17 protein-coding genes are annotated in these 12,423 nt (G+C 45.6%); all 17 read right to left on the bottom strand.

Features of this window, described 5'->3' with window-relative positions; all coding sequences use genetic code 11:
- Positions 1–5: 5 nt before the first annotated feature.
- The 17 genes from ACLU9Q_RS10285 to ACLU9Q_RS10205 all read right to left on the bottom strand — a co-directional run bounded on the left by ACLU9Q_RS10285 (position 6) and on the right by ACLU9Q_RS10205 (position 12,178).
- Positions 6–1,169, bottom strand: a complete 1,164-nt coding sequence (locus ACLU9Q_RS10285) for a phage major capsid protein (protein ID WP_296836769.1) — start codon at positions 1,167–1,169, stop codon at positions 6–8.
- Positions 1,170–1,193: 24 nt separating this feature from the next.
- Complete coding sequence (locus ACLU9Q_RS10280; RefSeq protein WP_296836772.1) at positions 1,194–1,790, bottom strand: HK97 family phage prohead protease; 597 nt, start codon at positions 1,788–1,790, stop codon at positions 1,194–1,196.
- Positions 1,787–3,466 (bottom strand): phage portal protein, encoded by a 1,680-nt coding sequence (locus ACLU9Q_RS10275; RefSeq protein WP_296836775.1) that lies wholly within the window; start codon positions 3,464–3,466, stop codon positions 1,787–1,789. The genes ACLU9Q_RS10280 and ACLU9Q_RS10275 overlap by 4 nt, the downstream gene beginning before the upstream one ends.
- A 30-nt stretch (positions 3,467–3,496) precedes the next feature.
- Complete coding sequence (locus ACLU9Q_RS10270; protein ID WP_296836777.1) at positions 3,497–5,221, bottom strand: terminase TerL endonuclease subunit; 1,725 nt, start codon at positions 5,219–5,221, stop codon at positions 3,497–3,499.
- Positions 5,214–5,765, bottom strand: a complete 552-nt coding sequence (locus ACLU9Q_RS10265) for a hypothetical protein (RefSeq protein WP_296836780.1) — start codon at positions 5,763–5,765, stop codon at positions 5,214–5,216. The genes ACLU9Q_RS10270 and ACLU9Q_RS10265 overlap by 8 nt, the downstream gene beginning before the upstream one ends.
- Positions 5,766–5,849: 84 nt before the next feature.
- Positions 5,850–6,269: an HNH endonuclease gene (locus ACLU9Q_RS10260; RefSeq protein WP_412625180.1), complete on the bottom strand. Its 420-nt coding sequence runs from the start codon at positions 6,267–6,269 to the stop codon at positions 5,850–5,852.
- 403 nt (positions 6,270–6,672) lie between these two features.
- Positions 6,673–8,145 (bottom strand): transposase, encoded by a 1,473-nt coding sequence (locus ACLU9Q_RS10255; protein WP_412624679.1) that lies wholly within the window; start codon positions 8,143–8,145, stop codon positions 6,673–6,675.
- 265 nt (positions 8,146–8,410) lie between these two features.
- Positions 8,411–8,809 (bottom strand): type II toxin-antitoxin system HicB family antitoxin, encoded by a 399-nt coding sequence (locus ACLU9Q_RS10250; protein ID WP_296836787.1) that lies wholly within the window; start codon positions 8,807–8,809, stop codon positions 8,411–8,413.
- A 47-nt stretch (positions 8,810–8,856) separates the two neighbouring features.
- The gene (locus ACLU9Q_RS10245; protein ID WP_296836789.1) at positions 8,857–9,042 is read right to left on the bottom strand and encodes a type II toxin-antitoxin system HicA family toxin; all 186 of its coding nucleotides are present in this window, start codon (positions 9,040–9,042) and stop codon (positions 8,857–8,859) included.
- A 68-nt stretch (positions 9,043–9,110) separates the two neighbouring features.
- Positions 9,111–9,584, bottom strand: coding sequence for a hypothetical protein (locus tag ACLU9Q_RS10240; protein WP_296836791.1), 474 nt, complete (start codon positions 9,582–9,584; stop codon positions 9,111–9,113).
- A gap of 313 nt (positions 9,585–9,897) precedes the next feature.
- Entirely contained in the window at positions 9,898–10,125 is a 228-nt protein-coding gene (locus ACLU9Q_RS10235; RefSeq protein ID WP_412625179.1) for a hypothetical protein, read from the bottom strand.
- Between the two features lie 2 nt (positions 10,126–10,127).
- Entirely contained in the window at positions 10,128–10,265 is a 138-nt protein-coding gene (locus tag ACLU9Q_RS10230; protein WP_296836797.1) for a hypothetical protein, read from the bottom strand.
- A 285-nt stretch (positions 10,266–10,550) separates the two neighbouring features.
- Entirely contained in the window at positions 10,551–10,727 is a 177-nt protein-coding gene (locus ACLU9Q_RS10225; RefSeq protein ID WP_412625177.1) for a hypothetical protein, read from the bottom strand.
- Between the two features lie 51 nt (positions 10,728–10,778).
- Complete coding sequence (locus tag ACLU9Q_RS10220) at positions 10,779–11,156, bottom strand: hypothetical protein (protein ID WP_412625175.1); 378 nt, start codon at positions 11,154–11,156, stop codon at positions 10,779–10,781.
- 15 nt (positions 11,157–11,171) lie between these two features.
- Complete coding sequence (locus ACLU9Q_RS10215; RefSeq protein ID WP_412625173.1) at positions 11,172–11,714, bottom strand: DNA adenine methylase; 543 nt, start codon at positions 11,712–11,714, stop codon at positions 11,172–11,174.
- Positions 11,683–11,946 carry a helix-turn-helix domain-containing protein gene (locus ACLU9Q_RS10210; protein WP_296835000.1) on the bottom strand — a complete coding sequence of 88 codons (264 nt, stop codon included), beginning with the start codon at positions 11,944–11,946 and terminating at the stop codon, positions 11,683–11,685. The genes ACLU9Q_RS10215 and ACLU9Q_RS10210 overlap by 32 nt, the downstream gene beginning before the upstream one ends.
- On the bottom strand, positions 11,912–12,178 hold the full coding sequence (locus tag ACLU9Q_RS10205) for a hypothetical protein (protein ID WP_296839633.1): 267 nt from the start codon (positions 12,176–12,178) through the stop codon (positions 11,912–11,914). The genes ACLU9Q_RS10210 and ACLU9Q_RS10205 overlap by 35 nt, the downstream gene beginning before the upstream one ends.
- Positions 12,179–12,423: the final 245 nt, after the last annotated feature.

Here is a 12,423-nt window from a genome sequence, read left to right as displayed (position 1 = left end):
CCTGTTTAGTCTGCCTGCTGTGCCGCCGCTTTCATCTTCAGAACAGCGATTTTCTGCTCGTCCTCGATTTTTGCGTCCATTTCCAGCCAGCCAACGACGCCAAGCGCGTGCTGAGTTGCAAAAATCTCACGCAGCACCTCGATATTCATGCCCTCGGAAATCTTAACGGCAAGCCCTGACATGTCACCATAAACAATTGCAGTCTTACCCGCTGCCATTTTCGGCATATTGTCTGAGCAGTACACATCGCTTCCGAACAGTGTATAACCCCATCTCGCAGTAGCGTCCTTGTTCAGGATATAGTTCCCGTCATTGTCCTTCAGCTTTCTGATCGATGTCCTGGTTGCCTTGTTCATGATCCAGATACAGCCCGGCTGGTATCTGTCCGGCACCTCTTCCTGCAGGTCAATCAGCTCATCCGGCGTAATCGCCGCCTCCGCTTTCGCAGTCACAACCTGTTTAGCTTTGGAGATGCCATCGATCTTATCAGCCGTTCCATTCAGACATTCATTCTCAATCCATTTCACGATTGCCTCCGCCATTGCATTGATCACAAAATTCACAATATCAAAAGAGGAGTTATTGACCAGTGACTTCGACACCTTTGTCAGTACTCCTGCGAGGAAGCCCTTCAGCTCAATGGATTTGAATTTACCGGATGAGGACTGCAGCTCGGTAAATTCCGTAGCATATGCCATTGTGATGGAGTTTTCCGATTCATCATAGTACGGAATAGCAAGGGTTCCACCGACCGCGTATCTTGTAGCAAGCTGGTAGATTGGGCAGATATCATATACCTTTTTAAGGATTTTGCTTGCAATGGATGCCGGGATCACCGCCCCGTTGTCACCGGCAGTCAGATTTTCCGCTCTCTCCTCCGAAACCACGCCCCGGATGTAATTCGCAAACGCTCTTTCCTCCTGTTCTGCAATTTCTTCTGCGCGCAGTTCCTCCTTCTTTTTATCATCTACGACATTCAGATTAAGGTCCCGCGCGCGTTCCTCGGCCTTGATCGTGCGATCGAGGTTCTTGATCTTTCCTTCAAGCTCCTCAAATTTCGTGTTCTCCTCATCTGTCATGGCTCTTTCTTCTGTTTTCGCAGTTTCCAGAATCCTGTCCAGCTCTGCCTTGAGCTGCGCTCTCTGTTCCATTAATTTTTTCAGATTCATTTCTTGTTCCTCCTTTGATAAAATCTACTGTTCCAGCGCCTGGATACGTTTTTCATAGCCGGAATAGTCTACAACGCTTCCTGGCTTTTCCTCCGGCGCATATTCGCTATATTCCGTGTCCATATACAGCGCCCTCGTTTCAACCTCTTCCTCTGTATCCGCCCGCACCTCGACGGATGTGGAAGAATAGACCGGAAGCCGGTTCATGACAAGTGTGATCTCATCCATGTCAAACGACTTCACATGGCGGATAGGAAGCCCTTCCGCACGCTCTTCGATGGAATCCGTCACATTCCGCATATTAAAGGACCATCCCTTTAATTTCCCAGCTTTTGCCCCTGCAATCACTTCCGCATCCGTAACAACCGATTCCGCCCGGAGCCCGATCTCATCTTCACGTGCTTTCAACGTGCCATCTTCCGTGGATGCCAACACGCGCGACTGGTTGTGATCCAGCAGAAGCCGGATATTTCCCGCCCTGCTAATCGCTTCAGCAAAAGCCCTCTGCTCAATAACCTCGATCACCCTGCCCCTCGGTGTCATAACCGGTCTGGATGTCCTGCCCGGAACATTGACGTAACCGCTGATATGCAGCCCGTCAGCCCTTAATTCTGCTCTCATACCCCTTCACCTCCCTTCCATGAATCGAACCATTTATTAATCAGCCCGAAAAATACCTGCTTGTCCGGTCTTGTCGGGTCATCCCGAACGCGCTGCAGGCATATCTCCTTCGGAGTATCCATCACCTTCAGCTCTGCATTTAAATATACCTGCCAATTACGGAGCGTCGGCAGGTCTGTTTCTGTCGTGATGATGTAGCACTTTCCCGGATTTTTCCGCTCGGAAACCGCCCGATATACTGCATCGCGGACAGTGCCGAGTATCTGCACCATCCCATCATCCACCTGCCCATGCATTTCATCATTTCCGCACAGGGCGCATTTAATGGAATCCAGATCCAGCACCATCTCTCCCGGCTGCATCTGTCCATGTACCCATGTCGTCTTTCCGCTTCCTGGCGGTCCAGTGATGATCAGATTCTGTCCCGTGTATGCCCTGTTTTCGCCATTAAGTGCCGCGTTCATACTGTTCATATTCTGGACCGCATTGGTATTGGGCGTGTAAATCTGCCCCGTTTTCGGGTTATAGAGCACCTGGTCCAGACCAAGGGTAATCCAGTCAAAGCCCATCGGCTCCATATCCTCTTTTTCCCGTACTTCATCGATCTGCATGAAATTCTTCTCCAATGCGATTTTATATGCCTCGTACCGCTCCTTTATATTGCCGCGCGTCAGCTCTTTCGTGTCAAACGCCCAGTAAAAAAGACCTTTTTCTGATTCCAGAAGCAGGTCACGGTCCAGGCTGCACTCGATATCATTCATGATGCCGGTGCACAGTCTTATGAAATTGTCAAAATCTTTATCGGTTGCTCCGCCGGTAATCATACCCGGAGGAACCCCGATACACTCACAGATACTTTTCGTGTTGGATTCCTTATTTTCGTTAAGCTGCAGCTCAACAGATGTATTCGACGATTCCTGGAATTCAATGCCGTTATTCAGTACAACAACGTTTTCCTCGGAATTACTGTACAACTTACGGAATGCTTCCTTCAGTGCATCGATTGCATCCCTTGTCAGAGATTTCTGCGACTTCAGAAAGCCCCGTTTGTTTCCACCTTTGCGGACCATGTTTTCCTCATAAACCATTGAGGCGTATGCAACAGCAATCAGAAGCGGGTTTTCCTCCACGATACTCCTGGAATCCCATCCATTTTTTGTCTTCCGCAGGATCTTGAAAAACTGGTACGGCTTGTACCTCTGCCCCTGCACCAGAATGTCATAGTCCTTGAATATGGGGTCTGTGCTGTACTGGAAGGAAATACATGTCTCATCTACGTAATGCAGGCTCCATACTTCCATCCCCACACGGTTTATATAGGCATAACCGCCTTTTCCGAGGAAATAATCCTCCAGGATTGCCCTCCAGAACTGCGTCGCCGTCAGCGTATCTCCTGTTTCGTTATTCAGTATGAACGCCCTGCGGTCTCCCCGGACCTCCTCTACCGTTCCGTTGCTGTTCTGTTTGTACAGTCTTATCGGCAGCGTAGAAATGGTCCCGGCAATCAGATTTATACACCCTTGCACTGCCGGAATCTCCAGTGCCTTTTCTTTCGATATCACAGATTTTCCGAGCAATGCGCTGAGCAGCACATCAGATTCCACGATATTCCCGCTCTGCGCATCCGTGTCAGCCCGTATCTCTTCTTTTCGTCTGCCAAATGGCCAGATGCCCATTATGATTGTCTCCCTTCAAAATGCTCGTCATCAGCACTGCACCACAAAAGTACTGCCATATAACTGTTCCTGCTGGAGCAGATACATTGCATTGATCAGCGCAACGCAGAGATCCACCTTTCCTTCGCTCTTCTTTTTGTTCACATATTTATTTTTATTCGTATCTTCAGTTACACGGGCATTCTGGAAATTAATCTCCAGAAGCGTACTCCTTGCATACCGGAACAGGGCGCTAAGAATTACTTCTTTAAGCCATTTTGTCGGCATATGCAGCACAGATGAATGCTGTTTTATTTCCACGCATTCAATTCCTGCTTCTTCCAGCTTTTGTACTGTAGAAATAGCGTTGTACCTATCATACCCCACCTGCTCAATCTCCACTCCGTACTCCTCCTGCAACGTGTGGATGATAAAGTCTTCCACAAAGCCATAAGAAATCACCTCGCCGCCACACGCAAAGCATTCGCCGGATTTTACAAGCTCCCTGTAATCAACGCCCTCTTTTTTGCTCTTGATGAGGATCCTGTCTTTCGGAATAAATCCAAAAGCTTTGGCATAAACAATTCCTTCATGTTCCGTTACCATCGCCACAGCAGTATTATCTTCTGTCTGAGACAAGTCCATCCCAATCCATACCCGCCTGCCGTGCCACCAAGGAAGCGGGATATCATCTGCACAAAGCCGTACTTTCTGCGGATCAATATACTGCTCCGTCCCAATGCTCCGGTAGAGCAGGTTTAGCGCTTTGCACAGAAATTCCTGGCGGTAAGTCTCGTATAGAACAGCCGTGTCCCTGTCATCCACGATGCTCTGGAAGTGAATTTTGTTATGCACGGATACCGGATTCGCCTGGTAAATACATCTGTCGTCTGTCTGCCATGTATCTCCCTGCTTCAATTCGTCATCCGGTTCATAAATCAGCGCAAAATAGCGCTTTTTGCTCGTCCCATCAAGCACAGATTTTGCTATTCTGAGTTCTACGATAAACCCGTTGTCGTAGTTTGGATACTGTGTTGATATGATAAGCCCAAGCTTCGACAGAAGGGTTCTCTGGCTTGTCCGCATGGCAGATACAGGATAGGAATCCATCGCCGCAACTTCATCTGCGAGAAAACAATTTGCCAGCTTTCCATCCATCTTGTCCTGCGAATAAGCAAGAGGAATATAATTGTTCTCGTTTAAGAGACAGATGATTTCTTTCCGGTTTATTTTAAAAACCGGATCCTCTTCATCAAACAGCAGCGGGCTGCTCTTGATAATCTTTTTGACTGCGATGTACAGCTCCTGCGAAAGCTTCAGCTCCGGAGCAACCGAAAAGAACCGGGAAAAATCCGGTTCCGTAAGCATCAGCAGGATAAATATGACCGCTGCATTAAACGTTTTGTAATTTTTTCTTGCTATCTCCAGCAGTCCCGTCTGGTAATACCGGATCTTAAGCTTTCCGGTAGTATCTCCCGAAAGCTTATAATATTCTGATTCTGCCCTGCACATCGTGCACAAGCACGCAACAATAAACAGCCACGCATAATCTTCCAGACCATCATACATGCTGCAATGCAGATCCGGATGTATCATTAGCTGCAGGAGCTTACAGATTTTCTCATAAGCTCCCTCATCCACATACGCATCCGGATTTTCACCGTCCGCAATCTCCAGCCACTTTTCAGCCTGCAATTTTACGTAGCGAGGTGCTTTTCCCTCTGTTTCAGACAGACACCATTTCGCATATGCATATGCTTTTCCGTCTCTAACCACCCGAAAGCACTTCCTTCAAGGCATTTTTCTTCGACTCCGGCTTTTTAGGTATCGACCTCAAAGCAGATGCAATCGTCATTACATTTTCCTTCTCCATATCCAGCAGCATTTTTCGCTTTGTCTGGATCTGCTTATCCATTGACACGAGGTTACGCTGCATGGACACCTCGGTGGAATATGCTTCTTTCCATGACAGTTCCTCCCGCTCCACAAGTTCTTCCATCCTTTCCTGGAAGTCGCAGAGCTGTTCGTATATCTTCTCTCTCTTCTGCTGGAACTCCTCGCATTCAGCTATTAACATACAGTATCTGTTTATCGTCTCACCATAAAGGTCATCGTCTTTGTCAATAGATTTCAGCAGCTTCCTAAGTCTCTGAAATTCTTTATGAGCTATCTGATTATTTTTTACTTCTCTCTTTTCCTTCAGAACAACCCCTGTCAGAAGAGCTGCTTCTGCATTTTTCCGCTGCGCAATCTCTTTTTTCGTTCTATGGGAACGTTTTTCCATTTCCAGTATTTTAGCTGGTTTTGCCGGTGTCGGCATACCGCAACCCTCCTTTCAAAAGCTGATCTGGGAATTTTTTATCTTCGTGCCCCCAGCTGTACGTCTGAGCAATTTCCGCACAATTCAGTCAATTACCCCGGGGGATGCCTCTGTCGCTTCCCTTTTCGCTTCCTGTTCGTCGATGATGCCTTTAACCACTTCATACGGGATTTCTCCATTCTCTGCCATCTCATGATGCATCTGGCAGACTGTCAGCAGGTTATCGTCATCCAGCCGCTTGTCCCAGTCCGTATTGACCGGAACGGCATGATGGACAGACAGTCCATTATAGTTATACTGCCAGAGTGTATTATATAGTTTCCGCATACATATCTGACAGAGGTAATTATCCCGCTGTCTTATTTCGATGCTTTTGTCTGTCCATGCCTGTGACCTCCGGAAGCGGTCCGTTTCTGTGGCAGCCGCTCTTTTCCGCATCGGTCTGCGCCCGCAGTCATACCTACTGTCGTGGATTCTGCCACAATACTGACACGATTTAAGCATTTGCTACCGCTCCAGAGTCTTTTAATGCAACATCAATACCATATTCCATCTCTCCCACCGACACCAAAGAACTACCGCATTCGCTACAGACTCTGCCATCTGTATATTTTGCTTTGCTACGTGGAACTATCTGCGTAGCACGGCAATTCATGCATCTATATGAATATCCCTTCATCAGTGGATCTCCTTTCTTTATTGCATGATAAAAGCGCCCAATATTTCTACAGGGCGCCAGTCAAAATAAGAAAATTTAGGTAATTGCGAAACTCGCAATGCTCGTTCACAATCTTGAATCCAAACAAGGAAGAATTCGTATAGAGTACGAATCCTAAGATGAGAAGTGGATAACTACCGTTTTTAGGCGCACTTTAATAAGCTACAGGCTTTATAAAGTTAATAAGACCTAAGCGATGAGTGGTTTCAGACTTCGTATGTATTCATGATGTTTGATTTTGTCTGCAAGAACAACTGTAATGAGTTGGGTGATTCCAGCAAGAATTAAGTCTGCATGCAATGTTTTCTCATTCTGAGTACGACGTCCTGCAAGACAGAGATTCTCTTTTATGTGATTGATATCTCTTTCTACTGCGGTTCTGATTTTGTAAGTGTTATCCCATTCTTCGGTTCCACGAATGGTTCCGGGATAGGCACGAAGATCTTTTTCAGGATAAACATAGATCATACGTCCACACTCAGAAGTAGTACAGGGATTATCGCAGATACAATGTCTATGATATTTTCCGGTTGATGCATCCTTAACATACTTTATCTTAGGACAGATAAACTTATATCTTTTTAAACCATTTTTTCTTGTAGATGTGCCTTCGTGTTTCATTGGAAGTGAATCATCATTAGGGCAGCAAGGGATGCCGTTTTCATTCACTTTACAATCAGGATTTTTTAATCCGGATCTGGAATTCAGAGGAATGTATGCTTTTTTAAAGTGTTTATTTTCGCCAAAGGTATTGCCTGTCAGCAGTTCTCCATAAAGCTGGCAGGAGTCAAATGCTGCATCACCAAGAAATGTTTTGGGATTCATAAGCGGATGCTTCGCAAAGAAATCTTTTAGTGTAGGAATGAGTAATTTAGCATCATGAACACACTTATCTTCATCAGGAGAATCAGATTTCTTTTCCACAACGATTTCAGGATGTGAGGTCATAAAGTCTTTGTTGTAAAAAGATATATGCCGGATAATGCCAAGACCATTGGTAATAATGCCAAACTTGAAGACATAGCAAAAATGACCATTAATGTATAACTGTTTAATTTCTGGATTTGCGGATGCGTGTGTTGGCATAGAACCATAAGCTGCTTTATAAGGATCATAACTCTTGTCGAAGCTGTTAGCTTTGGCATAAGCTTTGAGTTGCCTGATAATACGATTTGCGTATTTCGGATTATTTTCAGTAACGAAAGCCTCAATGCCAGAAGAATCAAAGATGGTCATATCAGCTTTTGAAGAATCAATAGCATGACAGATTGGTTCGGTTAATTCAACAAGGTTATCAAAAACAAGCTGAAGGTCATCCATAAAGTCCTGTTTGAAGCGGGTGATTTTAGAAGCATCTGGAACTTTAGTGAAACCACAAAATTCACGCAGTGGTTTTGAATAAGCAAGAAAAGTTAAAAGAAGCTGGTCTGTGGGAATAGAAAAAATACGCTGAATAATCAACGCCCATAGCAAAGCGCTTAAAGGGTATTTACGGGTTCTGCCCGTTGATGCATAGAAATGATTTCGAAAAGAAATCGGAACGATCTCATCAATATCGATGTGGTTTTCTAATAGAGACAGAAACCCAGGTTTGTCATTTTCAAATTTATCTTGGCAATCCGAAAAAAAATCTGCCAAAGAAAGCTGTTTATATGGTATCATAGATGTCAGAATAACTCCTTTCTTGGATGCATGGTTTATAGTTTTTCGTCAACTCTATTATACCATATCCGGTGAGGGGTTATTTGTTTTTTGTGGTTAAAAAATGCCGTATTTATGCGGCATTAGGCGTTTCGCAAACGCCTATAAGAAAATTATGAGGGAGGGAAGTAAAAGAAAAGAGACAGGTCTCCCTATCTCTCACTTCTTTCAGTTTACACTATAACACAGGTTGGGTGTATCATTCCATATCATTTTACAAATTTTTTTATTTTGCCCCCACTTTTTCCATCAGTGCTTCCTGCAGAACCTGTGAAAAGTTGACATCCTGTCTTATGGCAATATCATTCAGCCATTGCGGAATAGTAAGTGTCTTTTTTACCGCCCTGCTATTATGCATTCTTGCATATTCCACAGTATCGCATGCAATATAATTCACGAAATCTCCGTCTGATTTCTCTACGTTTTCTGCTTTTGACGGTGCCGGAATTTCCCGTCCCTCTGACTCGTAATCATAAAGGACAAATGCCAAAACATCATTTGCCATAAACAGAGCATCCTGCAGATCATCGCCACAGGTATAACATCCTTCCAGATCCGGAAAGAATACGGAATATCCCCCTTCTTTTTCCGGTGTAAAAATCGCCGGATATACATATTTTGCCATTTTCATGACTCCTTTCTAATGATGTCTATATATGCCAGATGCAAGGGCTATCTCAGCCCCGCATCCTTCAATATCCTGTTTGCTGTTCCAGTCGCTATTTCTTTGCTACCATGCCGCGGAATCATGAAATTTTTCCCGGTGATATCACTGTGCCATTTATCGTGCTCTTTTCCATGTTCCACGAGATAACAACCATTTTTCTTTAATAGCTTAACCAACTCTGATGCTTTCATTGTATCCCCCTTTCATGATTATATTTTAACACGTATCGGCACGTATGTCAATCACATATTATACATATTTATACGTATTTTAAGATATTTTCTAATGCCCTGCTGTGGATTCTATGTGTCTGCGCCCACTCCTTTTCAATTTTCACGCATATCTGCTCCCAGCTCATCAGCTCCAGATACCGGTACGACATCACTTCCCGCTCATCTGCTGTCGGCAGGCGCTCAATCGCATTCTTAATCTCCGCAAACACCCGTATCCGCTTGTAGCGCGCTTTCTGAATCTTTCTCCATAGCTTCTCCCGCTCCACCATTTCATCCGACAGATCAGCCTGTCCACCACCGCCCTTCGGCATATCCGAATACCGGATTGCACTGGCACTCTCCTGCATCCCGACCAGTTCCGCAAGCTCTTCCTCCCAGCGCCGGACATCCTTTCGTGCTTCCCGGTACCGCCATAACCATGCCTTTACCTGCTCATTCTGCTTTTTAATTTCATCTCGGCTTATGCCACGCTCTTCTGCACACACCCTGCTGCCCAGCATTTCCCCGCCTGCTACACTACTACGTATTCTGCTGCTCTGCACTGCAATCACCCCATTCCCATACTATCACACCATTACGTTCAGTCTTTCGCGGCACATGTGCGTGCCGCCGCAAATACCAATAACTAAAGCATTCCCTTATCCCATATCGGTTCACCAGAAGCGCAAAATGCGGATATATACCTGCTACTGTCCAGATCTGGCTGATTATTTTAGCCTGGTTCATCTTCCCACAGCGGTCTGTTTCCCTTCTGGCAATCCTGTATAACTTTATCTTGTCTCCTGTTCTCATGTTCCCTCCCTGGCATTTCCGCTACCGCTTCCGGCTTCGGATCACCCTGCTGTTATCCTTGCTGCCTTTTGTCATCCGCATATAGCCGTCTCTCTTCGCATCAGATAGCTCTTTATCCTTCATGCGTCGTGCATTAACAGCTTTCGCTTCCCTGATATTCTGCTCTTTCACAGACAGGTATGCCTTGCAGGAAACGTGACAGCCAACACGGCGCTCAGAACATTTATTGCATGGATATTCGACCATCATCCTCACACCTCCGAATAAAACCTTGCCGCCTGCTGCACCTCTGCACGTTCCAGCGCCTGCTCCGGTGTGATGCCGTGGTCTGCGGCGTATCTGTTTACGTATTCCCGGAATGCCCGGTTGAACATGTATTCATTCTGCATTTGCGTGTAATCACTCCTTTGTTTTCTTTTTCTGATTCTGTGTAGATAGCATCTATACAATCATTCCATCCCGCCACATGAGAGCACTTGCTTATTGGTGGATAATCCGGCTTCTCCGGCATCGGTATCAGCGGGCACCAATTCTGTTTAAAATCCTTTGGATACGGATAATCTATGGTTCTGTTATTTGCTTTACACACCATGTCACAGTAAATATTCTGGAAAAACGGACACAGTTCACAACTCTCCGGCATCTTCTCCAGTACCAATAGTGCTTTTCCCATTTCACATATCCTCCAGTATGTAAATTCCTTCATCAGTCTTCAGATACCGCGCGCCCATTTCTATGTCTAGCAGCACCGCTCCTTCATAATCGCTCTCGATTACGATGTATTCCGGTTCCTCTGGGTGCTCATTGCCCAGAAACGGTAGCGCTGCAAGTATCAGTATGCATTTAATCATCCAGCTAGTCCTCCTTCTGGCGGTAGGGTTTCGGAAGCGTCCGCCACGCATTCACGTATAAATCGTTACCGATACACGTATCATCTCCGTCACAATCTCCCAGATAAAATGCCCTCCAGTTTCATCCGCGCCGTATCTTCCTACCAGTGGCAGTGAAAAATTCGAAAATGAAAGAAGAATGTAATCATTTGTTTTTGGTGGAATTTCTGCCGGGATCCACCCATTATCCAACTTGTCAGTATTACTTACAGGTTCATCTTCCATGTGGGAGCAGATAATTTCCTGGCATTCTTTGTATGCTTCTATAAATGCTTCCGCTGTTTCGTTTGCTATTACATCCAGCCTATCGCATGGACATGAAACCATTAATTCCTTTGCTTTTTCAATTTTTTGATCAATCTCCTCCAAAATCTGCTCTAAAATATTCATTCCCCTTCCTCCTGTTCAGATATCAAGCCGCATCTGCTGTCCGGCCGGATCAAAATTCATCCAAATTACTTCTGTCTTTCTGCTGGCGATCTGGGAGTATGCCGTGCGCTCTTCCCTGTTCCATTTCCGCAGCCTTTCGCTGTATAACGGCGAATCATAGCCGCTTAATATTACCGGTCCTGTATGGGCTTCCAGCGCATCCAACAGCCGCTCATGCTGCTGGTCATCCATTTCACAGCGGTATTGCTTCCCATGCCTGGTCTGGAGCATGTACGGCGGATCGGCATAGATTAATACGTTGGAGTGGTTAAATCTTTTTATCAGCTCCACTGCATCCATATGCTCAATCTGGACGCCCCGCAGCCGCTCGGCCGCCTCCACGATCCGCTCCGGCAATGTACACCAATCTTTTGCAGCATAGGCTCGTTCCCGTCCAACCACGTCATTTTTCCATCCGACCCTTTCTCCGTTCGTCCGAAAGCCGCGCCTGCAGAAGCGCATGTTTTCTGTGTGCTCCTTTCCGGTTTTATTGATCAAAATGCAACTCCATCGGCTCATGCCCGTAATATCTCCTTATCGGATTCACGGCATCTATCCACCGCACCGGGAAATCCGCCATGACCTGTAATTTGCTCGTGAGACCATTGTCATTCAGTTCTCCCTTCGGAATATCGCGTGTCAGTTCATATGCGGTCTGGACTGATGTATGCAGCACAGCCGCGATCTGTTTCGGCGATTTACCCTGTCCGTATAATTCATGTGCAGTCCCTGCTATTAAGTTTCTGTCCATTGCCTGTCTCCCCCATATCCTTCTGTTTTTCCTCAAGATAATCCGCAAAGGCTACCATCAGCTTCTGTCCGAGCCTCGAATGACACTTCTGGTCTATCTCCTCCGTCCGCCTTATAACGGCAAGCCAGAATTCATCATTATCTTCCGGTATGTAAAATTCTTTTATCATGGTCCAGAGCATCCCCATCATTTCCGATTCATGTGGGATGTCTGCTTTTGTCACGCCTGCCATATAACACCTCCATACCGCATTAACGGTGTCACCTTTATTTTTTATGTTACCGCTGTGTTCCGTTCTGTGTTCCCGCGCAAACCCGCGTAAATACTGGATTTTTTGTCATACGTAACACAGTAACACCTTTTTTGTGTACACCTACGCGTGGGGATAAAAATAATAAAATTCCCATCTTAAAAAAATATTTTTATTTTTCTCTATATATAGATGGTTTTTCCGGTGTTCCAGGTGTAAAAGTGTTA

Source organism: Marvinbryantia sp., assembly GCF_047017445.1.
GTDB lineage: Bacteria > Bacillota > Clostridia > Lachnospirales > Lachnospiraceae > Marvinbryantia.
Note: the sequence above shows the minus strand (reverse complement) of the source record. Positions and strands in the feature narration are given on the sequence as shown.